Raw genomic sequence first — 23302 nt, 5'->3', positions numbered from 1 at the left:
TTTTACCTGCCCGGATTGGGCAGTTTTTATCGTCATTTCAATAGATGGACGCGCCGCTGGCGCAGGAAAAGAAGCGTTTTGAAGAAATCCACCGAAGCACCAAAAACAGTCGTTCCGCTCTGGCGTCAGCAGTTGCACTACCGACTCAAGGAAGGTGCACTGATCGCCATCGGCGCCTTGTGCCTGTTCCTGATGATGGCGTTGCTGACTTACGGCAAGGACGATCCGGGCTGGAGCCACAACAGCAAGATCGACGACGTGCAGAACTTCGGCGGCCCGGCCGGTTCCTACAGCGCCGACATCCTGTTCATGGTGCTGGGTTACTTCGCGTACATCTTCCCGTTGCTGCTGGCGATCAAGGCTTATCAGATCTTCCGTCAGCGCCACGAACCCTGGCAGTGGAGCGGCTGGCTGTTCTCCTGGCGCCTGATCGGCCTGGTGTTTCTGGTGCTGTCCGGTGCCGCTCTGGCGCACATTCATTTCCACGCTGCCACCGGTCTGCCGGCTGGCGCCGGTGGTGCGCTGGGTGAAAGCCTCGGCGATCTGGCCCGCAACGCCCTGAACATCCAGGGCAGCACGCTGCTGTTCATTGCGCTGTTCCTGTTTGGCCTGACGGTGTTTACCGACCTGTCGTGGTTCAAGGTGATGGACGTCACCGGCAAGATCACCCTCGATCTGTTCGAACTGTTTCAGGGCGCGATCAATCGCTGGTGGACGGCACGCACCGAGCGTAAGCAACTGGTCGCGCAATTGCGCGAAGTCGACGACCGTGTACACGACGTCGTCGCACCGACCGTCACCGACAAGCGCGAGCAGGCCAAGGTCAAGGAGCGCCTGATCGAGCGCGAGCAGGCTCTGAGCAAACACATGTCCGAGCGTGAGAAACAGGTGCCGCCGGTCATCGCTCCAGCGCCGGTCAAGGCCCCCGAGCCAAGCAAACGCGTGCAGAAAGAGAAGCAGGTGCCGCTGTTCGTCGACAGTGCGGTGGAAGGCACCTTGCCGCCGATTTCCATTCTCGACCCTGCAGAAAAGAAACAACTCAATTACTCGCCCGAATCCCTGGCTGCGGTCGGCCACTTGCTGGAGATCAAGCTCAAGGAGTTCGGCGTCGAGGTCGCGGTGGATTCGATCCATCCCGGCCCCGTCATCACCCGTTACGAAATCCAGCCGGCCGCCGGGGTGAAGGTCAGCCGTATCGCCAACCTGGCGAAAGACCTTGCGCGTTCCCTGGCCGTGACCAGTGTGCGGGTGGTTGAAGTGATTCCGGGCAAGACCACGGTCGGTATCGAGATTCCCAACGAAGACCGGCAGATCGTGCGTTTCTCCGAAGTGCTGTCGACCCCCGAGTACGACAACTTCAAGTCGCCGGTCACCCTGGCCCTGGGTCATGACATCGGCGGCAAACCGGTCATCACCGACCTGGCGAAGATGCCGCACCTGCTGGTGGCCGGTACGACCGGTTCCGGTAAGTCGGTGGGTGTGAACGCGATGATCCTGTCGATCCTGTTCAAGTCCGGGCCGGACGACGCCAAGCTGATCATGATCGACCCGAAAATGCTTGAACTGTCGATCTACGAAGGCATCCCGCACCTGCTGTGCCCGGTGGTCACCGACATGAAGGACGCGGCCAACGCCCTGCGCTGGAGCGTTGCCGAGATGGAGCGGCGCTACAAACTGATGGCGAAGATGGGTGTGCGCAACCTGTCCGGCTTCAATGCCAAGGTCAAGGAAGCCATCGAAGCCGGCGAGCCGTTGAGCGATCCGCTGTACAAGCGCGAAAGTATCCACGACGAAGCGCCGCTGCTGCAGAAGCTGCCGACCATCGTGGTGGTGGTCGACGAATTCGCCGACATGATGATGATCGTCGGCAAGAAGGTCGAAGAACTGATCGCCCGTATCGCGCAGAAGGCGCGTGCGGCGGGTATCCACCTGATCCTCGCGACCCAGCGGCCGTCGGTGGACGTGATCACCGGTCTGATCAAGGCCAACATCCCGACACGGATGGCGTTCCAGGTGTCGAGCAAGATCGACTCGCGGACCATCATCGACCAGGGCGGCGCCGAACAACTGCTGGGCCACGGTGACATGCTCTACATGCCGCCGGGCACCAGCCTGCCGATCCGGGTTCACGGCGCTTTCGTTTCCGACGATGAAGTTCATCGCGTGGTCGAAGCCTGGAAACTGCGAGGCGCGCCGGAGTACAACGACGACATCCTCAACGGTGTCGAAGAAGCGGGCAGTGGTTTCGAGGGCAGCAGCGGCGGTGGTGATGGCGATGATCCGGAAGCCGACGCGCTGTACGACGAAGCCGTACAGTTCGTTCTCGAAAGCCGCCGGGCGTCGATTTCCGCCGTGCAGCGCAAGCTGAAGATCGGCTACAACCGCGCCGCGCGCATGATCGAAGCCATGGAAATGGCCGGGGTCGTCACGGCCATGAACACCAACGGTTCTCGTGAAGTCCTGGCCCCCGGCCCGATGCGCGACTGATTCGAAACCCCGGATTTACCAAGCAAGGGATGGCGCAATGACGCGCCGTCCGCTCTCCCACGAGTATTCAAGAGGACTCCCATGCGTCTTATCCGCATGCTGCTGCCGGTACTGGCTCTGACCACTCTCTCGGCCCACGCCGATGACAAGGACGTGGCACGCCTGACCCAATTGCTGGAAACATCCAAGACCCTGACCGCGAACTTTTCCCAGCTGACCCTCGACGGCAGCGGCACCCAGTTGCAGGAAACGTCCGGCGAGATGACGCTGCAGCGTCCGGGCCTGTTCTACTGGCACACCAATGCGCCCGCCGAGCAGACCATGGTGTCCGATGGCAAGAAAGTCACCCTGTGGGACCCGGATCTCGAGCAGGCCACCATCAAGAAGCTGGATGAGCGCCTGACCCAGACGCCGGCCCTGTTGCTGTCCGGCGATGTGTCGAAGATCAGCCAGAGCTTCGACATCACCGCGAAAGAAGCGGGCGGCGTGATCGACTTCACCCTGAAGCCGAAAACCAAGGACACCCTGTTCGACAGCCTGCGCCTGTCGTTCCGCAACGGCCTGGTCAATGACATGCAACTGATCGACAGCGTCGGTCAGCGCACCAACATCCTGTTCACCGGGGTGAAGGCCAACGAAGCGGTGCCGGCCTCCAAGTTCAAGTTCGACATCCCCAAGGGTGCCGACGTCATCCAGGAATAACCCCACAGGGTCAAGCAGAGGTTTCAACGGTACGTGATGGATCTGTTTCGCAGTGCGCCGATTGCCCAGCCCCTGGCCGCCCGTTTGCGCGCGACCAATCTGGACGAATACGTCGGTCAGGAACACGTGCTCGCTCGCGGCAAGCCTTTGCGTGAGGCGCTGGAGCAGGGTGCCCTGCATTCGATGATCTTCTGGGGGCCGCCGGGCGTGGGTAAAACCACGCTGGCGCGGCTGCTGGCGGAAGTCTCGGACGCGCACTTCGAAACGGTCTCGGCTGTACTCGCCGGGGTGAAGGAAATCCGTCAGGCGGTGGAAATCGCCAAGCAGCAGGCCGGCCAGTACGGCAAGCGCACGATCCTGTTCGTCGATGAAGTGCATCGCTTCAACAAGTCCCAACAGGATGCCTTCCTGCCGTACGTCGAGGACGGCACGCTGATTTTCATCGGCGCCACCACCGAAAACCCTTCGTTCGAATTGAACAACGCGCTGTTGTCGCGGGCGCGGGTCTACGTGCTCAAGAGCCTCGACGAAACAGCGTTGCGCAAACTGGTGCATCGCGCGCTGACCGAAGAGCGAGGCCTGGGCAAACGCAATCTGACCCTCAGCGATGAAGGGTTCCAGATGCTGCTGTCGGCCGCCGACGGTGATGGCCGACGCCTGCTCAATCTGCTGGAGAACGCTTCGGACCTGGCCGAAGACAACAGCGAGATGGGCACCGAGCTGCTGCAAAGTCTGCTCGGCGACACCCGCCGACGTTTCGACAAGGGTGGCGAAGCCTTCTACGACCAGATTTCCGCGCTGCACAAATCGGTGCGCGGCTCCAATCCCGATGGCGCGCTGTACTGGTTCGCGCGGATGATCGACGGCGGCTGCGATCCGCTGTACCTGGCCCGGCGTGTGGTGCGCATGGCCAGCGAAGACATCGGCAACGCCGACCCCCGTGCCCTGAGCCTGTGCCTGGCGGCGTGGGAAGTGCAGGAGCGTCTCGGCAGCCCCGAAGGCGAACTGGCGGTGGCGCAGGCCATCACCTATCTGGCCTGCGCGCCGAAAAGCAACGCGGTTTACATGGGCTTCAAGACCGCACTGCGTGCCGCCGCCGAATACGGCTCGCTGGAAGTGCCGCTGCACCTGCGCAACGCCCCGACCAAGCTGATGAAGCAGCTGGGTTACGGCGACGAATACCGTTATGCCCATGATGAGCCGGACGCCTATGCCGCCGGCGAAGACTATTTCCCGGAAGAACTCGATCCGATTCCGTTCTACCAACCGGTGCCCCGTGGCCTGGAGTTGAAGATCGGCGAGAAGCTCAACCACCTCGCCCAACTTGACCGTCTAAGCCCCCGGCAGCGGAGAAAACCGTGATTCCATTGATTGTTGCCGTCTCGGTCGGCGGCATTGCCGGCACCTTGTTGCGCTTCGCCACCGGCAATTGGGTCAACGCCAATTGGCCACGGCACTTCTATACCGCGACGCTCGCCGTTAATATCGTGGGCTGTCTGCTGATCGGTGTGTTGTACGGTCTGTTTTTGATACGCCCGGAGGTGCCGATCGAGGTGCGCGCCGGGTTGATGGTCGGCTTCCTCGGGGGGCTGACGACTTTTTCATCCTTTTCACTGGATACGGTGCGCTTGCTGGAAAGCGGGCAAGTGCCGCTGGCCCTGGGCTATGCGGCCATCAGCGTATTCGGCGGGCTGCTCGCCACCTGGGCCGGCCTGTCCCTGACCAAACTTTGATAACGAGAAACCGACATGCTCGATTCCAAACTGTTACGTAGCAACCTTCAGGACGTAGCGGATCGCCTGGCTTCCCGTGGCTTTGCCCTGGATGTCGCGCGCATCGAAGCGCTGGAAGAACAGCGCAAGACCGTCCAGACCCGCACCGAAGCACTGCAGGCTGAGCGTAACGCGCGTTCCAAATCCATCGGTCAGGCCAAGCAGCGCGGCGAAGACATCGCGCCGCTGATGGCCGACGTCGAGCGCATGGCGGGCGAGTTGAGCGCAGGCAAGGTCGAGCTGGATGCGATCCAGACCGAACTGGACGCCATCGTTCTGGGCATCCCGAACCTGCCGCACGAATCGGTGCCGGTCGGTGCCGACGAAGACGGCAACGTCGAAGTCCGCCGCTGGGGCACGCCGACCGCGTTCGACTTCCCGGTTCAGGATCACGTCGCCCTGGGCGAGAAGTTCGGCTGGCTCGACTTCGAAACCGCCGCCAAGCTGTCCGGCGCACGTTTCGCTCTGCTGCGCGGCCCGATTGCCCGCCTGCACCGCGCCCTGGCGCAGTTCATGATCAACCTGCACGTCACCGAGCACGGCTACGAAGAGACTTACACGCCTTATCTGGTTCAGGCGCCGGCCCTGCAAGGCACCGGTCAACTGCCGAAATTCGAAGAGGACTTGTTCAAGATCGCTCGCGAAGGCGAAGCCGATCTGTACCTGATTCCGACCGCCGAAGTGTCGCTGACCAACATTGTGGCCGGTGAAATCGTCGATGCGAAATTGCTGCCGATCAAGTTTGTCGCTCACACGCCGTGCTTCCGCAGCGAAGCCGGTGCGTCGGGTCGTGACACGCGCGGCATGATCCGCCAGCACCAGTTCGACAAGGTCGAGATGGTGCAGATCGTCGAGCCGTCGAAATCGATGGACGCGCTGGAAAGCCTGACCGCCAACGCCGAAAAAGTCCTGCAACTGCTGGAGCTGCCATACCGCACCCTGGCGCTGTGCACCGGCGACATGGGCTTCAGCGCGGTCAAGACCTACGACCTGGAAGTGTGGATTCCGAGCCAGGACAAATACCGCGAAATCTCCTCGTGCTCCAACTGCGGCGACTTCCAGGCCCGCCGCATGCAGGCGCGCTTCCGCAACCCGGAAACCGGCAAGCCTGAATTGGTTCATACCTTGAACGGCTCCGGCCTGGCCGTCGGTCGTGCCCTGGTGGCGGTGCTGGAAAACTACCAGCAGGCCGACGGTTCGATCCGCGTACCGGAAGTCCTCAAGCCGTACATGGGTGGCCTCGAGGTCATCGGCTAAATGAAATATCTGCCGCTGTTTCACAACCTGCGCGGCAGTCGTGTGTTGGTCGTCGGTGGGGGGGAAATTGCCTTGCGCAAATCCCGCCTGCTGGCCGACGCCGGTGCGCTGCTGCGGGTGGTCGCACCTGAAATCGAAACGCAACTGCGCGAGCTGGTCGCTGCCAGCAAGGGCGAATGCCTGCTGCGTGGTTACGTCGAAACGGATCTGGACGGTTGCGGGCTGATCATCGCCGCCACCGACGATGAAGCGCTCAATGCCCAAGTGTCCGCCGATGCCCATCGGCGTGGCGTACCGGTCAACGTGGTGGATGCGCCTGCGCTGTGCAGCGTGATCTTTCCGGCCATTGTCGATCGGTCACCGCTGATTATCGCCGTGTCCAGTGGCGGCGATGCGCCGGTGCTGGCGCGGCTGATCCGCGCCAAGATCGAAACCTGGATTCCTTCGACCTACGGCCATCTGGCCGGCCTCGCCGCGCGCTTCCGTCATCAGGTGAAAAACCTGTTTCCGGATGTGAATCAGCGTCGTGGTTTCTGGGAAGACGTGTTTCAAGGCCCGATTGCCGACCGGCAACTGGCCGGGCAGGGCGCCGAGGCCGAGCGTCTGTTGCAGGCGAAAATCGACGGCGATGCCGCTATCACGACCGGTGAGGTGTATCTGGTGGGTGCCGGGCCGGGTGATCCGGACCTGCTGACCTTCCGCGCGCTGCGTCTGATGCAGCAAGCCGATGTGGTGCTGTACGACCGTCTGGTGGCGCCGGTGATTCTTGAACTGTGCCGGCGTGATGCCGAGCGCGTTTACGTCGGCAAGCGCCGCGCCGATCATGCGGTGCCGCAGGATCAGATCAACCAGCAACTGGTGGAGTTGGCGAAAGCCGGCAAGCGCGTGGTGCGGTTGAAAGGTGGCGATCCGTTCATCTTCGGTCGTGGCGGCGAGGAGATCGAGGAACTGGCGGCCCATGGCATCCCGTTCCAGGTCGTGCCGGGCATCACGGCGGCCAGCGGATGTGCGGCTTATGCCGGGATTCCGCTGACCCACCGTGATTACGCGCAGTCGGTGCGTTTCGTCACCGGGCATCTGAAGGACGGCTCCACCGATCTGCCTTGGGCCGACCTCGTCGCGCCCGCGCAGACCCTGGTGTTCTACATGGGCCTGGTGGGCCTGCCGGTCATCTGCGAGCAGTTGATCAGGCACGGTCGCGGGGCGGATACCCCGGCGGCGCTGATCCAGCAGGGCACCACGGTCAATCAGCGGGTGTTCACCGGCACTTTGGCCGATTTGCCGAAACTGGTGGCGGAGCATGAAGTGCATGCGCCGACCCTGGTGATCGTCGGCGAAGTGGTGCAACTGCGCGAGAAACTGGCGTGGTTCGAAGGGGCTCAGGGCCAGGTCTGACAGATCGCGTTGTCCCTTCGCGAGCAAGCCCGCTCCCACATCAGATCGAGTCGAACTCAGATCACATGTGGGAGCGGGCTTGCTCGCGAAAGGGCGTTCAATTCAACGCAATATTCAATCCCGCTTCCAGACCCCTTTTCCGCTCAAACGCGCCCGGTCATGGGCCACACTGAAGTCCTGCTCCGGCCCCTTCGGCACCACGCCCGTCGGGTTGATGGTCCTGTGGCTGGCGTAGTAGTGGTGCTTGATGTGGGTGAAGTCCACGGTCTGCGCGACGCCCGGCACCTGATACATCTCACGCAGCCAGTTCGACAGGTTCGGATAATCGGCAATCCGTCGCAGGTTGCACTTGAAGTGCCCGTGATACACCGCGTCGAAGCGAATCAGGGTGGTGAACAGGCGAACGTCCGCCTCGGTCAGGTACTCGCCGGTCAGGTAACGATTGGCAGTCAGAAGCTGTTCGAGGTGATCCAGTTCGGCGAACACATCATCGAACGCCGCTTCATAGGCATTCTGTGAGGTGGCGAACCCGGCGCGATAAACGCCGTTGTTGACCGCCGGGTAGATCCGCTCGTTCAGCGCATCGATCTCGCTGCGCAGGGGGGCCGGGTAGAAGTCCAGGTCGTTACCGGTCAGGTCGTTGAAGGCGCTGTTGAACATGCGGATGATTTCCGCCGATTCATTGCTGACGATGCGCTTGAGCTGCTTGTCCCACAGCACCGGCACGGTCACGCGCCCGGTGTAATCGGCGGTGTCGGCGGTGTAGCGCTGGTGCATGAATTCGAAATCGTCGAGTTTGTCGCCAGTGGAGCCGAGCGTCTTGTCGAACGTCCAGCCGTTTTCCAGCATCAGCCAACTGACCACCGAAACGTCGATCAGTCCTTCCAGGCCTTTGAGTTTGCGCAGGATCAGCGTGCGATGTGCCCACGGACAGGCCAATGACACATAGAGGTGATAGCGCCCGGCCTCGGCGGTAAATCCGCCGTCCCCGCTCGGGCCGGGTTGGCCGTCAACGGTGACCCAGTTGCGTCGCTGCGCCTGTTCGCGCTGGAAGGCGCCATCCTTGCTGCTTTCGTACCACTTGTCCTGCCAGTGGCCATCGACGAGTAAACCCATGATCAAGACTCCAGAAACCAATAATCGTTGGAGTGGAGTCTATTCCGATGAGTTCGAACAAAAAGCGCAAAGATCGGGCGCAAATGATCGACTAGATCGATGTGTTCCGTGCGGCCCAGTATTTTTCAGCGGTTTCGAAGGCCTGTTCACGGGGTTGTCCCAAACCGCGCAGCGCCAGGGCCATGGTCGAAATCAGTGCCATTTGCGGATAGCTGTCGACCACCTCACCCCGCCACACCGCTTTCAAATGCTCGACGTCCAGCGAGGCCGGTTTGACGTGGCGCTGGGCGGATAACTGTGGCCATTCCTCGTCCCAGCTCACGCCGCCCGTGGTGCCGTACAGGTGGCTGTCGGCGTCCGGGTTGATCTCGATTTCGCCGCCGTCACCCTTGACCACAATCGCCATGTCGCCGAGCAAGCCACTGGCTTCGCGATGCACCGCCTGATAGCCGGGGTGGAAAATGCTTTGCAGGCCGCAGCGTGCGCCCAAAGGATTGAGAATCCGCGCCAGCGAATGAATCGGCGAGCGCAGGCCGAGGGTGTTGCGCAGGTCGATCATCTTTTGCAGTTGCGGTGCCCAGTCCACCAGCGGCATAAACGCCAGCCCACCGTTGTCCAGCGCGCTGCCGACCTGCTGCCAGTTGCGGCACAGCGGGATGTTCAAGTCTGTGAGCAGTTGTTCGGAGTACAGACGTCCGGCGGTGTGGGCGCCGCCGCCGTGCATGAAAATGCGCACGCCGTTCTGCGCCAGGCACTTGGCAGCCAAGAGATACCACGGCAGATGGCGTTTTTTGCCGGCGTAGGTCGGCCAGTCCAGATCGACCTTCAACGCTGGCGCCTGCAAACGCTCGCGCAGGGCTTCGGTGAAACCGGCCATTTCCTCGGCGCTTTCTTCCTTGTGCCGCAGCAGCATCAGAAATGCGCCGAGCTGCGTGTCCTCGACCGTGTCGTCCAGCACCATGCCCATGGCTTGCCGGGCTTCTTCACGGGTCAGGTCGCGGGCGCCGCGCTTGCCCTTGCCGAGGATCCGCACGAACTGGGCGAAGGGATGTTCGGCGGGCGTTTCGAGGGTCAGGGCTGGAGAGTCGGTCATAAGCAATTCGTCGGTTTGGGCAGGCCCGCCAGTTTCGCGGCGAGTTTGGCAGGGGTGCCTTTGAACAATCGGTTCAGGTGCAGGCTGTTGCCTTTGTCCGGGCCGAGCTTCAGCGCGGTGTACTTGATCAGCGGCCGGGTTGCCGGAGACAGCTGAAACTCTGTATAGAAGCTGCGCAGCAGTTCGAGGACTTCCCAGTGCTCGGGGGTCAGCTCGATGTTCTCGACAGCGGCGAGGGCGCTGGCGACCTCTGCCGACCAGTCATCGAGGTCGACCAGAAAGCCGTCCTTGTCCAGTTCGATGGCGCGGGCGCCGACGGTCAGCGCATTCATAGCCAGGTGTTGACCTTGTCGTGATGGATCGACAGATCGACGAAGGCCGGGTAGTCCACGGCTTCGGCCCAGTCCGGCACCTGAACGGCACGCGCCTCGGCATCTTCGGCGAGTACGAACAACTTCACCCGGCGTGTATTCAGCGCTTCGAACGGCGCGGTGCCCGCTTGCAAGGCGTAGGTGGCGTCGCCACACAACAGCAAAGCATCGGCCGCGCCCAGCAGACGCAGGCAACTGGTCAGGCGTTCGTCACCGAACGGCGAGTGAGACAACACATGCAAAGTCGGCATCAGAGGGTGATCACCTGGTCGTAACGGTCAATAAGGGCGGTGATGTGTTCGGCGGCGAGCGGTTGTGCCTCGTCCAGCGACAGATTCGCCAGACCACGCTGGCTGGCACTGTCGGCGCAGTAGAACAGCTCTTCGACGCCGAACATCGGCAGCGCTTGCAGGTTGGCGCTCAGGTCTTTCTGCTGCAGGGCCTTGGCGTTTTGCCCGGCGGCCAGTTGCAACACACCGTCGTCGAGAAACAGCAGGCCGATCGGCAGATCGAATGCGCCGCCGGCCAGTACGATGTCCAGCGCCTCGCGGGCGCCCGGGCCGGACCACGGCGACTGGCGGCTGATAATCAACAGGGATTTGGCCATTTCATGCGCCTCCGAAACAGATCAGACGGTCGGCGTCCTGTACCGCATCGTGCAACTGCCCGAGCCCGGATAACTCCCACGGCGCGCTGACTGCCACCGCTTCACGCTGATAACGCTTGGCTTCTTCATCATTCAGAACACCGCGACGCAGGGCGGCGGCGATGCACACCACGCCGTCCAGTTGTTGCTCGGTGATGAACGCGCGCCATTGCTTGGGCAGATCCCGTTCGTCCTGCGGGGTGACCACCGCGTCGGACGCGTTGTAGACGCCGTCCTGATAGAAAAACAGCCGGACGATTTCATGCCCGCCGGCCAACGCGGCCTGAGCGAACAGCAGGGCGCGGCGCGAGGAGGGCGCATGAGCGGCGGAAAACAGCGCGATGGCGAACTTCATGACGGACTCGATCAGCAAAACTGCGGCCATGATAAAGCTTTATCGGCGGGGCGGCTAAGTCGATGTTGCTTGCCCGCGAAAGCGCCCGCTCAGGCGATAACGATGCCGCATCTGCAAACCTCAGCGCGGCATGTACCCCAACTGCCAGCGCCGAGGAATCGCCAGCGACACCACCCCGAGCAGTCCTGCCAGCAAACCGCTGACGAACAACGCCTTCAGCCCCAGATGGTGTTCCAGCACCGCCCCCAGAACCGCGCCGATGAACATCCCGCTCCACGGCACCAGTTGCACCCGCCAGCCATTGCGTCGTTCGCCGAGCATCCAGCGCCCGAGCCCGCGCCCGAACCGGGACAACGCGCCGGTGACATACGTCAGCCCGACGGCCAGGCCGTTCACTTCTTCCACGGCGGCATTGAGCATGCCCATGGCAATGATCGCCGCCAGCAGCGCCGGCAGTTGCGCCTCGAACGGCCAGACCGCCGCCGCGCAGAGCAGCGTGGCGATACACAGCAGCAGCGGCAGCGCCCGTCGCCCACCCAGGCGCCCGACCACTACGCCCAGGGCGTTACCAACAATGAATGTGACGACCAGGATGACCAGCCGCAACGTCAGACTCATATCGCCAGCGCTGATCGCCACCGCCAGCCGCGTGGTGTTGCCGCTCATGAACGACACGAAATCGCCGCTGGCCATGAAACCGATGGCATCGGTCATCCCGGCCAGCACCGAGAGCGCGGCAACCAGCGCCAGGCCCACACGCCCGCGCCACTTTTGTGTGTGCAGATGACCGGGACTGGCGCGGTGAGTCGAGGCTGACGGCAGCATTGATAAGGAGGTCCTTGAGCGGCAATTACGGTTCTATGCCATACAGATCGCAGTATTCCAGCCAGCTCATGCCGGCCATTTCCGCGACCTCGCGATGCACTTCAAGGCGTTGTGCCTGATAGTCCTCGGGCGTGGCGCTGGTCAATTGCAAAGTGAGTTCCCAGGCGAACAGACCAAGGCTTTCGGCCTCGGCTTCGAAGGCTTCGTGCAGGCGTTCTTCGCGGTATTGCGCCTGAGTCTCGCCCTTGGCCTGGGCCAGCAGCGGGTTGAGGTGATCGAGGGTTTCGCGCAGTTCCGGGCGTGCATCGAGAAACAGTTTCAGGGCCTGTTCGTGTCGCTGGTCGGTGGCCGCCATGGGGTTTCCTTGTTGGGCTGGTTGACCATAGGGTGCAGGAGTCGGCGCAGCGTGTCGCGTCATAAATGCAGTAAAGCAGAACGTTTTCCTGCGCTGCGGTGATACAGTCCGCTTTTTTCCGAATGAGCGAATGCAATGCGAATTCTGATGGTAGCGCTGGCGGCCACCGTGCTGGCCGGTTGCGCGGGTTCGGTGATGGACGATGCCCGCACCAAGGCCCCTTACAAGACCCTGACTTCGGAAAAGCCGGAGAAAGACGTGGCCCAGTGCGTACAGTTCGCCTGGCAGGACGAAGCTGTATTCGGGGTCGATGCCGCCGCCTATCTGCAACCGGGCAAGAAGGGTGGCTCGACGGTCTACACGCGTTCGGCGGAGTCGTTTGTCGATCTGACCAGCGATGCGTCGGGTACGACATTGAGCTATTACGCGCAGAAAGACGACTTCGTCGCCAAGCGCCGGATGGCGGCGCTGGCGACCTGTCTCTAAGCACTGCAGAACGTGCCGGTTCCCACGCTGAAGTCATGGGCGCCGGCCTGCTCGCGAAAAGCTTCAGTCAACTCAATCGTCCAGCCTTTTCTGGAAAAACATCCGCTTATGCCCCGGCGGATAATCCTGCAGCTCGCCAAACTGGCTGTACCCCAACTTCTTGTAGAACTCCGGCGCCTGGAAATCGAAGGTATCGAGCCACGCGCCGATGCAACCTTTCTCTCGCGCCAGCTCCTCGGCCATGCGCATCAGTTTCGAGCCAACACCCTGGCCCCGGCCCTGTTCCGGCACCGACAGTAAATCGACGAACAGCCAGTTGCAGACCAGCCGGCCATACAGCCCGCCGAGAATCTCGTCGTGCTCGTCGCGCACCAGCAGCGTGAGCGGTTCCGAAACCGCAATCCCGGCCTGGGCGACGTTATAGGCATGGAGCGGTGCCAGGATGGCCTGGCGTTCTTCGTCCGTGGAGTTTTGCGACAGCTCGATCCGCAAGTTCATCTGCGCTTCCTTGATAGCAATGAGCACGCAGCCTAGCGCGCTTCAGACGATCATTCCAATCCTCTTTCGAGGCTGCGCGCCGTGTGGTGAATGCAGGTTTTCGCAACGTTGCCATGTACTCCTTTTGCCATGCGTTGGGTAGGCGTCGGCGCAGCGCACTGTGTTTATATCCAGTATTTTCGGCGTTTTGCTGCACCGGACCTTGTTAGCTGCGACAAACCTGCCAATGGACAAAATAACCAGCTCCGCTAGCTTGAAGGTCTCTCCTCGGAAAGGAGAGTTCTTAAATCAACGGAGTGAAAAACATGAATCAACCACAAGCTCAAACCCAACTGCGACACGGTCGCGTCATCTCTCCTGCCAGCCGCGGCGCGGTGGCCATCGAGCAAGGATTGCTTGGTGCCTGGCAGGTCAACGAAATGGAGGGTGGCAAGAACTTCCCGGCGCTGGTGGCCGGTCCGTTCCCGGCGCCGTTCGAGACAGATAACCCAAGCGACGTACCACCCGCCGATGGCTACATCCTCAGCGGCGGCAAGACCGATGCCCGCGACTGCGTGAACTTCACCGCCGCGGAAATGAGCAAGAAGCTCGGTCGTCCGTTCTCTTGGCCGCTGCTCAATGTCGCCCCCGGTCAGACCCTCGAGGTCAAATGGGAATACACCGCGCCACACACCACCCGCGGCTACCGCTGGCTGATCACCAAGGATGGCTGGGACCCGCAGCAGCGCATCAGCCGTGCGCAGCTCGAAGCGCAGCCATTCTTCGAGGATTTTTACCCTCAGGTGCCTTACTACAGCCATTCGGCCGAACTGAAGGCCAAGATCAATCATGCGGTGAAACTGCCGGCCAACAAGACAGGCCATCACGTCATCGTGCTGATGTGGATCGTCGCCAACACCGGCAACGCTTTCTATCAGGCCTTCGATGTGGATTTCAAATAACCACGCGACACCCCACTCACACGTTCTGAAGGATTAGAACATGTCATCGAACATTGACTTCACCCTTGTGCAAAACCAGGCGAGCGACGCGGCGTCGCTGATGCCGAGCCTCACTGGCAAGAAGATCCTCATGGGCTTCTGGCACAACTGGCCGGCAGGCCCCAGCGACGGTTACCGCCAAGGCCGTTTCGCCAGCATTGCGCTCGAAGACGTACCCAAGGAGTACAACGTCGTCGCGGTGGCCTTCATGAAGGGCAGCGGGATTCCGACTTTCAAGCCGTTCAACGTTTCCGATGCCGAGTTTCGCCGCCAGGTCGGCGTGCTCAACAGCCAGGGGCGGGCGGTGCTGATTTCCCTCGGCGGTGCCGATGCCCACATCGAACTGCGCAGCGGCCAGGAGCGTCCTCTGGCCAACGAAATCATCCGGCTGGTGGAAACCTATGGTTTCGACGGTCTGGACATCGATCTTGAACAGAGCGCGATTGATTTCGCCGCCAACAAGACCGTGCTGCCGGCCGCGCTGAAACTGGTCAAGGATCACTACGCCGGCCAGGGCAAGCATTTCATCATCAGCATGGCGCCGGAGTTCCCGTACCTGACCAGCACCGGCAAATACGTCGGCTACCTGCAAGCGCTGGAAGGCTACTACGACTTCATCGCTCCACAGTTCTACAACCAAGGCGGTGATGGCGTCTGGGTGCCGGAAGCCAACAACGGCAACGGGGCGTGGATCGCCCAGAACAACGATGCGCTGAAAGAGGATTTCCTCTATTACCTGACAGAAAGCCTGGTGACCGGTACTCGCGGCTTTACCCGTATTCCGGCGGACAAGTTCGTCATCGGCCTGCCGGCCAACGTCGATGCGGCTGCCACCGGTTATGTGATCGACGACACTGCCGTCGGCAACGCGATGAAACGCCTGGCGATCAAAGGGCATCCGATCAAGGGCCTGATGACCTGGTCGGTGAACTGGGACAACGGCACCAGCAAGGATCGCGTGCCCTACAACTGGGAATTCAGTCGGCGCTATGGGCCGCTGATCCATGGGGCGCGGCTGTCTTCGCCAGAGTCTGATGCCGTCGCACCAGGCGTCGCCCGTCAGCAGTAAATGAATGAAAGCCCGGTAGCGCTGCCGGGCTTTTTTTCGTTCTTGGCGGGTGGTTTTTCGCCTACGATGGACGCCTTTCGATGACAAAAAAGGATCAGGCGTCATGTCTACCACAGCCGAGCGGGTCAACATTGTTGAAACCCAGGTGTTGTCCCACGACTGGTATCTGCTGAAGAAAATCACCTTCGATTACCAGCGCAACAACGGTGACTGGCAGCGTCAGACCCGTGAGGTCTACGACCGGGGCAACGGCGCGGCGATTCTGCTGTTCAACCGTGAGAAACGGACCGTGGTGCTGACCCGCCAGTTCCGCTTGCCGGTGTTCGTCAACGGTCATGACGGGTTGCTGATCGAAGTGGCAGCCGGTTTGCTGGAAGGTGCGGCACCGGAGCAACGGATTCGCGCCGAGGCCGAGGAAGAAACCGGCTACCGCGTCCATGATGTGAAGAAGGTGTTCGAGTCTTACATGAGCCCTGGCTCCGTGACCGAAAAGCTGCACTTTTTCATTGCTGAATACGATTCGGCGTCGAAGGTCGGCGACGGCGGCGGTCTGGAGGAAGAGACCGAAGAACTGGAAGTGCTGGAGTGGCATTTCGACGAGGCACTGGCGGCGTTCGCGCGTGGCGAGATCTGCGATGCCAAGACCATCATGCTGTTGCAGTACGCGGCGATGAACAAGCTCTTTAACAACTGATTGTCATGCTCCCGCATTGGCATGTGTTGCCTTTGTGGGAGTAGGCCTGCCCACGAGGGCGGCCTACATCCAGAACGAGATCAGAACAGGTCGCCCGTACGACCTGTTTCGCGAAAACCCTCAAGCGTCAGCAATCGCTCCTTGGCCTCAAGCCCGCCCGCAAACCCGGTCAGTTTTCCTGACGCCCCAATCACCCGATGACAGGGTGCAACGATCGAAATCGGATTGCGCCCGTTCGCTGCGCCTACCGCACGTACTGCCGTGGGATGACCGATCTGGCGGGCGATTTCGCTGTAGGTCCGGGTTTCACCGAAGGGAATGGTCAGCAGCGCCGCCCAGACCTTTTTCTGAAAGTCGGTGCCGACAAAGTCCAGGTCCAGCTCGAAGCCGTTGCGCGTGCCGGCAAAATATTCTGCCAGTTGCCGGGCGGTTTTCAGCAGCACCGGATTGTCCGGCGCCTCGCTCATCGGCCCCAGGCGTACCCGGTTCGGTTTGTCGTTTTCCCAGAGGATGGCCGCCAGTCGTGAACCGTTCGCGACCAGCTTCAGCTCGCCGACCGGCGAGGGCAGGGTGATGAACGTGTAGGCCATGGCGACAGACTCCGGATCGGTACGAAAACAGCCGCCAGCATACTGCCGGATCGGGGAGGCGCAAACCGCAATCCCGACCATACTGCTTGTTGCTCTCAAGTGTTCCCCCTGTGTGTTGCATCAATCCAAAACAAAAAAGAGATCGACTCATGAAGTACGAACCTTTTGCCAAGTCGCTGATAGCGACGTCACTGACACTCAGTTGCCTCATGGCCCACGCCGCTTCTGTAGCGCCGGTCGCGGCGGAAAACGGCATGGTGGTCACCGCCCAGCACCTGGCCACCCACGTTGGCGTCGATGTATTGAAAAGCGGCGGCAACGCCGTCGATGCAGCGGTTGCCGTGGGGTATGCGCTGGCGGTGGTCTATCCCGCCGCCGGTAACCTCGGTGGCGGCGGTTTCATGACCATTCAACTGGCGGACGGGCGCAAGACCTTCCTCGACTTCCGCGAAAAAGCCCCGCTGGCGGCGACCGCCGACATGTACCTCGACAAACAGGGCAACGTCATTCCCGACCTGAGTACCCGTGGCCATCTCGCGGTGGGCGTGCCGGGCACCGTGTCCGGCATGGAACTGGCGCTGACCAAGTACGGCACCAAGCCGCGCAAGGACATGATTGCCCCGGCGATCAAACTGGCCGAAGACGGCTTTGCACTGGAGCAGGGCGATGTCGATCTGCTGGATTACGCCACCGACGTGTTCAAGAAGGACATGAAGGACTCCGGCTCGATCTTCCTGAGCAACGGTGAACCGATGCAGGTCGGGCAGAAACTGGTGCAGAAGGATCTGGCGAAGACCCTGCGGACCATTTCCGAGAAGGGCGCCGACGGCTTCTACAAAGGTTGGGTGGCCGACGCCATCGTCACTTCGAGCCAGGCCAACAAGGGCATCATCACCCAGGCCGACCTCGACAAATACAAGACCCGCGAACTGGCTCCGGTGGAGTGCGACTATCGCGGTTACCACGTCGTATCGGCGCCGCCACCGAGCTCCGGTGGCGTGGTGATCTGTCAGATCATGAACATCCTCGAAGGCTATCCGATGAAGGATCTGGGCTTCCATTCGGCCCAGGGCATGCACTATCAGATCGAGGCCATGCGTCACGCTTATGTGGATCGCAACAGCTATCTGGGCGACCCGGATTTCGTCAAGAACCCGATCGAACACCTGCTGGACAAGAACTACGCGACCAAGCTGCGCGACGCCATCGCGCCGCAGAAGGCCGGTGTGTCCGCTGAACTCAAACCCGGGGTCGCGCCCCATGAAGGCAGCAACACCACCCACTATTCGATCGTCGACAAGTGGGGCAATGCGGTGTCGGTGACCTACACCCTCAACGACTGGTTCGGTGCGGGCGTGATGGCCAGCAAGACCGGGGTGATCCTCAACGACGAGATGGACGATTTCACCTCGAAGGTCGGCGTGCCGAACATGTACGGTCTGGTGCAGGGCGAGGCCAATGCCATTGCTCCGGGCAAGGCGCCGCTGTCGTCGATGAGCCCGACCATTGTCACCAAGGACGGCAAGGTGGTGATGGTGGTGGGCACACCGGGCGGCAGCCGGATCATCACCGCGACTTTGCTGACCATGCTCAACGTCATCGACTACGGCATGGGCCTGCAGGAAGCGGTCGACGCGCCACGTTTCCACCAGCAATGGATGCCGGAACAAACCAACCTCGAAGATTTCGCGGCCAGCCCGGACACGAAGAAAATCCTCGAGAGCTGGGGGCACAAGTTTGCCGGTCCTCAGGACCCCAACCACATCGCTGCGATCCTGGTTGGCGCACCGTCCCTGGGTGGCAAACCGGTCGGCAAGAACCGTTTCTACGGTGCCAATGATCCGCGTCGCAACACCGGGTTGTCATTGGGTTACTGAGAGGCGTAAAAAGGGGGCGGACACGCGTCCGCCCCTGTCTCAAAGTTCGATCAAGGAAGGCACATCATGACCACCGCATTGCTGATCATCGACGTCCAGCGCGCCCTGTGCGCGGGCGAATACGAGTGCTACGACGTCACTCGCGTGATCGACACCATCAACGCTCTCAGTACACGCGCACGCAAGGCCGGGGTTCCGGTTGTGCTGATCCAGCACGAAGAGAAGGACAGTCCGCTGGCCCACGGCGCCGAGGGCTGGCAACTGGCCGAAGGCCTGGTCACGGCATCCAGCGACTTGCGTGTCGGCAAAACCACCCGGGATTCGTTCTACCAGACCAACCTGCAAAAACTGGTGCCGCTGGAAGACTTCGACCGCCTGGTGATCTGCGGCATGCAAACCGACTACTGCGTCAACGCCACCGTGCGCCAGGCCCATCAACTGGGTTACGACGTGGAGCTTGCAGCCGACGCTCACACCACGGTCGACAACGGCAACATGAGCGCCGAAGACATCATCGCCGAACACAACAAGGACCTGGCGCACCTGACCGGTTCGGTGGCGCGGATCGACGTCAAACCGGCTGCCGACATCCTTTTCTGAAGCACACCACACCCCGCTGTCCGGGGGAGCAGGCTTGCTCGCGAAGTCGAATCGTCGCTCCCCCAGAATTTCTGTGTCACTGCGACATCGTTTGAAGAATGGAATCCAGCAATGCCCGCTTTCAAGTGCCGGTACGCCGTCGTACTGGCGTACCTCTCGCTCACCCCGATGGTCCATGCCAGCAGTTTCGATTGCGCCAGTGCCGGCAATCCCGCCGAGAAGGCGATCTGCGCAGACCCCTACACCTCAAGCCTTGATGAAAAGCTTGGTGCACTCTGGCAGACAACGCTCCCCACAGTGTCCGACTCCAAGGCCCTCAAGGCCGATCAGCGCGAGTGGCTCAAGCAGCGCAATCGATGCGCAGAGGATATTTCCTGTTTGCGCCGCCAGTATCTGATGCGTATGAAAGCACTTGAATACGCGGCCAGGCCCTTCACCTGGAATGCGACCTGGCAAATGATTCCGTGGGGCACCTCCACGGCGGCGCAAGTGACCACATCACGTCAGGACGCTACGCACATCGCCTTTGATATCTCGGCGGCAAACGGCGGCAACTCTGGAGACATGGATGGCGTCGCCACGATTGCCGGTGCTGCCGCTCATTACGAAGGCGGGAATTGCACGTTGAAGTTCAGCGCATCCAACGGTCTGCTGGACGTTGAGCAGGAGGGGGGTGAAGGGGCGTGCGGCGGCGGGGTGGGCGTCTATTACGCCGGACGTTATGTCGCGTCAGAGCAACCCATATCGATCGACTACGATTTGCTCAGTCTGGGCGTGCTGCGCACGCCGCAGGAAGATCAAGCGTTGCGTGTTCTGCTCAAAGGCGACTATCAAACCCTGCTCAACAACAGTGGTTCGATGGTGACGGGCGAGGCATCGGCCGATGTGCCGGATGGCGCGGTCGATGAGTTCTGGGTACGAGGCCTGGCTTCCAGCAATGCGGCGATCCTGATGCGTGCGCCGGGCAACCGGTTGTGGCTGGTGCTGTTGGTTTTTGACGAGCAGCGCAAAGTCAGGGCGCGCTACTACACCAACGTGGCGAAATGGAAAAAACAGGTGCCCGATGTGCTGCAGGCCTGGCACGTACGAATGACGCACGACGAAGCTCTGCCACTGGATCTGATGCCGTAATCCATTGTGAGGCGGTATCGCGTCCCCCGTTCAGGTCGCAAACATCAACATCCGGACATCCCTCACCGGCTCGGCCACCACGCCCTCCAGCACCAGTCGCGTGATGGTCTGCGTCGCGTTCTCATAATCTTCATCCAGCGGCACCTCCCGTCCGGTGATGCGGCCCATTTGCCAGCCGATGTTGGTGTAGGTGCGGGTCGCTGACCAGATGAACAGCATCAGATGCTCCGGGTCGACCGGCGCGAGCAGGCCCCGGTCGATCCAGCTGCGCAGGCAATCGACGTTGCGTCGGGCTTCGGCGTGCAGCAGGTCGCGGCATTCTTCGGGCAGTTGGCGGCCGCCGAGCAGCAATTCGCCGCTGAACACCTTGGCAATTGCCGGATGTTCGCGGGCGATGCGGATGCGGGCGGCGACATAGGCGCGCAGGCCGATCAGCGGGTCGTCGCTTTCGCGCAGCACCGCCGAGGCTTCCAGCAGCGGTTCGACAAAGCCGAGCAGCACTTTGCCGTAGAGGTTTTCCTTGCTCTGGAAGTAGTAATACAGATTGGCCTTGGGCACGCCGGCGCGAACGGCGATGTCGCGGGTCTGGGTCGCGTCGAAGCCGTTGGCGGCGAATTCCTCGCTGGCGGCGGCGAGGATGAGTTGTTGATTGCGTTCGCGGATGCTGCTCATGGAAGTACGGATTTCAAGGACGGCATGGCAAGGTTCTGGCGAATTCGGTTTCGCAATATACAAAACTATATAGCGGTTAAGCCAGCGCACTCGGTCGACAGCGCTATGCTGGTTCCATTATTGAAAGTCATCGGGGAGGGCATATGGGTATTCAGGCATTGCGCGCCAGTGCGGTTCATCTTGAGGCGGTCGCCACACTGTTTGACGCCTATCGCGGCTTTTATGGTCAGCCGCCGAACCTCGCCCAGTCGCGGGCGTTCATCGCCGAGCGCATGGCGGGTGGTGAGTCGGTGATTTTTCTGGCTGAGAACGAAAACGCTGAAGCACTCGGATTCGTACAGTTGTACCCGTCGTTTTCGTCCATCGATGCTCATCGCACCTGGCTGCTCAGCGACTTGTTCACTGCGCCTGCGGCCCGTGGGCGGGGCGTCGGCAGGCTATTGATGAACACTACGCGGGACTTTGTGTTGGCGAGCGGCGCCAAGGGGCTGGTGCTGGAAACCGCCATCGACAATTTCACCGCGCAGGGTCTGTATGAATCGCTGGGTTATGTGCGCGATACCGGTTACTACACCTACAACCTCGATTTGCGAGGCGATTGATCGACTCTGACTTTTTTCGGGTTTTTCTGTTGTTTGGTCTTTTCCCGCAGACGGGCGATCACTAGAATCCGCCCCGGCTCTCCGCAATGGAGGCTCTTTGCTATCACTTAGGGAAGACATCATGCAATTCGGGAAAATCCTGGCGCTGGGCCTGGTGCTGACACTGGGCGGTTGCGCCAGTTTTACCAAGGACGAAGTGGCGCCGGTCACGCTGCCGTCGATGGCAAGCTATGCCAACAAGCCTAATGTCTATGTCGATTTCGATTTCTATCAGGGCGAGCCGAAAAGCGCTTCCGCCGTGGAGTTGCCGCAAGCGCGGGACATGCTCAAGCCGCAACTGCAAAAAGCCCTGACGGACTCCGGCCTGTTCGGTCGCGTCACGCTGGACGAATTCGAGAAGCAACCGGGCGACTACAGTCTGCGCCTGAAGATGTACAACCATCCGCCAAATGGTGGTGAGTTGGCGCTGGCGTTCATCAGTGGTCTGAGCATGACGATCATTCCGGCCTACGCCACCGACCAGTACACCCTGAGCCTGGAAACCCTCGATCAGCAAGGGCAGCCTCTGACCACAGCGAGCAATCATGACTCGGTCGGCACCTGGATGGGCATCTGGTTCATTCCTCTGGCGTTCAATACGCCCAAGGCTGCGGTGAGTGACACGTTCACTCGCCAGGTCAATGCGTTGCTCAAAGAATGGGCTGACAGCAACCGCCCGAAATACTCGGCCCTCTGATCCGCGTTGCGCGGGTAAGCAGCCAAAAAAAGAGCCGCAATCGCGGCTCTTTTTTTACCCTTATTTCAGGGCCTGAATGAATTGCGGATCGCTGTACAGATCCTTCAGCAAATCTTTCAGCATCGGGTTGTAGGCGTTGGCGGCGTTGGGAATGGCGATGAAGCCGAAGAAGCTGCTGTTCCACTCGTGGCTGACATCCTTGGTCGCGTCGTACACCACGTCGTTGCCGTTGAGCAGCGTGAAGCGTGCGGCGATTTTGCCGTCACCGGTGCCCATGCCGGCATTCAACTGGTTTTTCACCACCAGCACTTGCAGGTGGCGGGCGGCGTTCGGGTCAAGCAGGCCGGCCTTGCGCAGTTCCTCGGTGATGGCGTCCTGGATGTGCGCCGGGATGCTGCCGGTTGGCGAGCTGATCGGGTTGGCCCGGACCATCAGCGAGCCTTCGCCCGAAGCGGCCGTCACTTGCGGATTGCTGATCGCGTGCAGCGGTGGCGTTTGCTTGAGCTTCTGAACGTTGTCGTAACTTGGCTCGTAGCGGGTCATGGTCACGCCACAACCTTGAAGCAGCAGGGCCAGCAGCGGGACGAACAGCAGAGATTTTTTCACGGCATTTCCTTGCGTGTAGAGGAGGGGGGCGAATTATGGGCAGAGTGCCATCATCGAGCAAGGGTGTTCGCCCGCCTCATTCGACCCGGCGCAACAAACCCTCGATCTGCGCCAATTCCCAGGTGCTCAGCAGGCTGACCGGATCGGTGCCGAAGCGTTGCCGGCTGTCGAGCGTCCATTCGCGGCCGTCCGGGCAGCGGCACTGGCTGCAGTGATGCAGATGCTGGCCGTCGAATTCGAGTTGCAGTTGCCAGCCTTCGATGTCGACCGATACCTGACTCGTTCCCGCGTGGATCACTTGTAACGGACGAATACCCAGGGCCGCGTCGCGCAACTGCTGGCAGACTTCGCGGCGGGTCAATTCGGTCGACATGCGGATTTCCTTCG

General features: G+C 61.2%; 27 protein-coding genes and 1 pseudogene. 15 read left to right on the top strand and 13 right to left on the bottom strand.

Annotated features, from left to right (window positions below; all coding sequences use genetic code 11):
• Positions 1–78 precede the first annotated feature (78 nt).
• The 6 genes from KVQ74_RS07500 to cysG all read left to right on the top strand — a co-directional run bounded on the left by KVQ74_RS07500 (position 79) and on the right by cysG (position 7613).
• Entirely contained in the window at positions 79–2487 is a 2409-nt protein-coding gene (locus KVQ74_RS07500) for a DNA translocase FtsK (protein WP_217830448.1), read from the top strand.
• An 81-nt stretch (positions 2488–2568) separates the two neighbouring features.
• On the top strand, positions 2569–3189 hold the full coding sequence (lolA, locus tag KVQ74_RS07495) for an outer membrane lipoprotein chaperone LolA (RefSeq protein WP_217830447.1): 621 nt from the start codon (positions 2569–2571) through the stop codon (positions 3187–3189).
• A 36-nt stretch (positions 3190–3225) separates the two neighbouring features.
• Positions 3226–4551 (top strand): replication-associated recombination protein A, encoded by a 1326-nt coding sequence (locus KVQ74_RS07490; RefSeq protein ID WP_217830446.1) that lies wholly within the window; start codon positions 3226–3228, stop codon positions 4549–4551.
• A complete protein-coding gene (gene crcB / locus KVQ74_RS07485; protein WP_217830445.1) occupies positions 4548–4922 on the top strand; it encodes a fluoride efflux transporter CrcB in 375 nt (124 codons plus the stop codon). Before KVQ74_RS07490 ends, crcB begins: the two co-directional genes overlap by 4 nt.
• A gap of 15 nt (positions 4923–4937) precedes the next feature.
• Positions 4938–6218: a serine--tRNA ligase gene (serS, locus tag KVQ74_RS07480; protein ID WP_217830444.1), complete on the top strand. Its 1281-nt coding sequence runs from the start codon at positions 4938–4940 to the stop codon at positions 6216–6218.
• On the top strand, positions 6219–7613 hold the full coding sequence (gene cysG / locus KVQ74_RS07475; RefSeq protein WP_217830443.1) for a siroheme synthase CysG: 1395 nt from the start codon (positions 6219–6221) through the stop codon (positions 7611–7613).
• A gap of 114 nt (positions 7614–7727) precedes the next feature.
• Here cysG and KVQ74_RS07470 read toward each other — a convergent pair whose 3' ends face one another.
• The 8 genes from KVQ74_RS07470 to KVQ74_RS07435 all read right to left on the bottom strand — a co-directional run bounded on the left by KVQ74_RS07470 (position 7728) and on the right by KVQ74_RS07435 (position 12374).
• Entirely contained in the window at positions 7728–8729 is a 1002-nt protein-coding gene (locus KVQ74_RS07470; protein ID WP_217830442.1) for a glutathione S-transferase family protein, read from the bottom strand.
• A gap of 91 nt (positions 8730–8820) precedes the next feature.
• A complete protein-coding gene (locus KVQ74_RS07465; protein WP_217830441.1) occupies positions 8821–9822 on the bottom strand; it encodes a glycosyl transferase family protein in 1002 nt (333 codons plus the stop codon).
• Positions 9819–10154 (bottom strand): TusE/DsrC/DsvC family sulfur relay protein, encoded by a 336-nt coding sequence (locus KVQ74_RS07460; protein WP_217830440.1) that lies wholly within the window; start codon positions 10152–10154, stop codon positions 9819–9821. Before KVQ74_RS07460 ends, KVQ74_RS07465 begins: the two co-directional genes overlap by 4 nt.
• Positions 10151–10444, bottom strand: a complete 294-nt coding sequence (gene tusB, locus KVQ74_RS07455; RefSeq protein WP_217830438.1) for a sulfurtransferase complex subunit TusB — start codon at positions 10442–10444, stop codon at positions 10151–10153. The genes KVQ74_RS07460 and tusB overlap by 4 nt, the downstream gene beginning before the upstream one ends.
• Positions 10444–10800, bottom strand: a complete 357-nt coding sequence (gene tusC / locus KVQ74_RS07450; RefSeq protein WP_217830437.1) for a sulfurtransferase complex subunit TusC — start codon at positions 10798–10800, stop codon at positions 10444–10446. The genes tusB and tusC overlap by 1 nt, the downstream gene beginning before the upstream one ends.
• A 1-nt stretch (position 10801) precedes the next feature.
• The gene (gene tusD / locus KVQ74_RS07445) at positions 10802–11194 is read right to left on the bottom strand and encodes a sulfurtransferase complex subunit TusD (RefSeq protein ID WP_217830436.1); all 393 of its coding nucleotides are present in this window, start codon (positions 11192–11194) and stop codon (positions 10802–10804) included.
• A gap of 120 nt (positions 11195–11314) precedes the next feature.
• Positions 11315–12019, bottom strand: coding sequence for a YoaK family protein (locus tag KVQ74_RS07440; RefSeq protein WP_217830434.1), 705 nt, complete (start codon positions 12017–12019; stop codon positions 11315–11317).
• Between the two features lie 25 nt (positions 12020–12044).
• The gene (locus KVQ74_RS07435; protein WP_217830433.1) at positions 12045–12374 is read right to left on the bottom strand and encodes a DUF6388 family protein; all 330 of its coding nucleotides are present in this window, start codon (positions 12372–12374) and stop codon (positions 12045–12047) included.
• Between the two features lie 135 nt (positions 12375–12509).
• Between KVQ74_RS07435 and KVQ74_RS07430 the strand changes: the two genes are divergently transcribed.
• Positions 12510–12860 (top strand): hypothetical protein, encoded by a 351-nt coding sequence (locus tag KVQ74_RS07430; protein ID WP_217830432.1) that lies wholly within the window; start codon positions 12510–12512, stop codon positions 12858–12860.
• Positions 12861–12932: 72 nt separating this feature from the next.
• On the opposite strand, the gene KVQ74_RS07425 is transcribed toward KVQ74_RS07430, so the two are convergent.
• Positions 12933–13358 (bottom strand): GNAT family N-acetyltransferase, encoded by a 426-nt coding sequence (locus tag KVQ74_RS07425; RefSeq protein ID WP_217830431.1) that lies wholly within the window; start codon positions 13356–13358, stop codon positions 12933–12935.
• Positions 13359–13663: 305 nt separating this feature from the next.
• Between KVQ74_RS07425 and KVQ74_RS07420 the strand changes: the two genes are divergently transcribed.
• From KVQ74_RS07420 to KVQ74_RS07410, 3 genes and pseudogenes are all read left to right on the top strand, one after another.
• Positions 13664–14299 (top strand): lytic polysaccharide monooxygenase auxiliary activity family 9 protein, encoded by a 636-nt coding sequence (locus tag KVQ74_RS07420; RefSeq protein ID WP_217830430.1) that lies wholly within the window; start codon positions 13664–13666, stop codon positions 14297–14299.
• Positions 14300–14339: 40 nt separating this feature from the next.
• Positions 14340–15344: pseudogene (locus tag KVQ74_RS07415) on the top strand (chitinase); the annotation flags it as partial.
• A gap of 166 nt (positions 15345–15510) precedes the next feature.
• Positions 15511–16101, top strand: coding sequence for an NUDIX domain-containing protein (locus KVQ74_RS07410; RefSeq protein ID WP_217830428.1), 591 nt, complete (start codon positions 15511–15513; stop codon positions 16099–16101).
• 80 nt (positions 16102–16181) lie between these two features.
• Here KVQ74_RS07410 and KVQ74_RS07405 read toward each other — a convergent pair whose 3' ends face one another.
• Complete coding sequence (locus KVQ74_RS07405) at positions 16182–16691, bottom strand: methylated-DNA--[protein]-cysteine S-methyltransferase (protein WP_217830427.1); 510 nt, start codon at positions 16689–16691, stop codon at positions 16182–16184.
• A 149-nt stretch (positions 16692–16840) separates the two neighbouring features.
• On the opposite strand from KVQ74_RS07405, the gene ggt reads away from it, so the two are divergent.
• From ggt to KVQ74_RS07390, 3 genes are all read left to right on the top strand, one after another.
• The gene (ggt, locus tag KVQ74_RS07400) at positions 16841–18568 is read left to right on the top strand and encodes a gamma-glutamyltransferase (RefSeq protein WP_217830426.1); all 1728 of its coding nucleotides are present in this window, start codon (positions 16841–16843) and stop codon (positions 18566–18568) included.
• Between the two features lie 66 nt (positions 18569–18634).
• The gene (locus KVQ74_RS07395) at positions 18635–19168 is read left to right on the top strand and encodes a cysteine hydrolase family protein (RefSeq protein WP_217830425.1); all 534 of its coding nucleotides are present in this window, start codon (positions 18635–18637) and stop codon (positions 19166–19168) included.
• 111 nt (positions 19169–19279) lie between these two features.
• Positions 19280–20299: a lysozyme inhibitor LprI family protein gene (locus KVQ74_RS07390; RefSeq protein ID WP_217830423.1), complete on the top strand. Its 1020-nt coding sequence runs from the start codon at positions 19280–19282 to the stop codon at positions 20297–20299.
• A 30-nt stretch (positions 20300–20329) separates the two neighbouring features.
• Here the strand turns inward: KVQ74_RS07390 and KVQ74_RS07385 are convergent, their stop codons facing one another.
• On the bottom strand, positions 20330–20971 hold the full coding sequence (locus KVQ74_RS07385) for a TetR/AcrR family transcriptional regulator (protein WP_217830422.1): 642 nt from the start codon (positions 20969–20971) through the stop codon (positions 20330–20332).
• 143 nt (positions 20972–21114) lie between these two features.
• Here KVQ74_RS07385 and KVQ74_RS07380 point away from each other — a divergent pair, with 143 nt between their 5' ends.
• On the top strand, positions 21115–21573 hold the full coding sequence (locus KVQ74_RS07380; RefSeq protein ID WP_217830420.1) for a GNAT family N-acetyltransferase: 459 nt from the start codon (positions 21115–21117) through the stop codon (positions 21571–21573).
• Positions 21574–21694: 121 nt separating this feature from the next.
• On the top strand, positions 21695–22309 hold the full coding sequence (locus KVQ74_RS07375) for a hypothetical protein (protein ID WP_217830419.1): 615 nt from the start codon (positions 21695–21697) through the stop codon (positions 22307–22309).
• Between the two features lie 60 nt (positions 22310–22369).
• Here the strand turns inward: KVQ74_RS07375 and KVQ74_RS07370 are convergent, their stop codons facing one another.
• Both KVQ74_RS07370 and KVQ74_RS07365 read right to left on the bottom strand, forming a co-directional pair.
• The gene (locus KVQ74_RS07370; protein ID WP_217830418.1) at positions 22370–22915 is read right to left on the bottom strand and encodes a hypothetical protein; all 546 of its coding nucleotides are present in this window, start codon (positions 22913–22915) and stop codon (positions 22370–22372) included.
• A 76-nt stretch (positions 22916–22991) separates the two neighbouring features.
• Entirely contained in the window at positions 22992–23288 is a 297-nt protein-coding gene (locus KVQ74_RS07365; RefSeq protein WP_217830417.1) for a DUF7693 family protein, read from the bottom strand.
• Between the last annotated feature and the right edge of the window lie 14 nt (positions 23289–23302).

The sequence above is a fragment of the Pseudomonas botevensis genome, assembly GCF_019145475.1.
Taxonomy (GTDB): Bacteria; Pseudomonadota; Gammaproteobacteria; order Pseudomonadales; family Pseudomonadaceae; genus Aquipseudomonas; species Aquipseudomonas botevensis.
The sequence above is the reverse complement of the archived record's forward strand: the minus strand, read 5'-3'. Positions and strand labels throughout refer to the sequence as shown.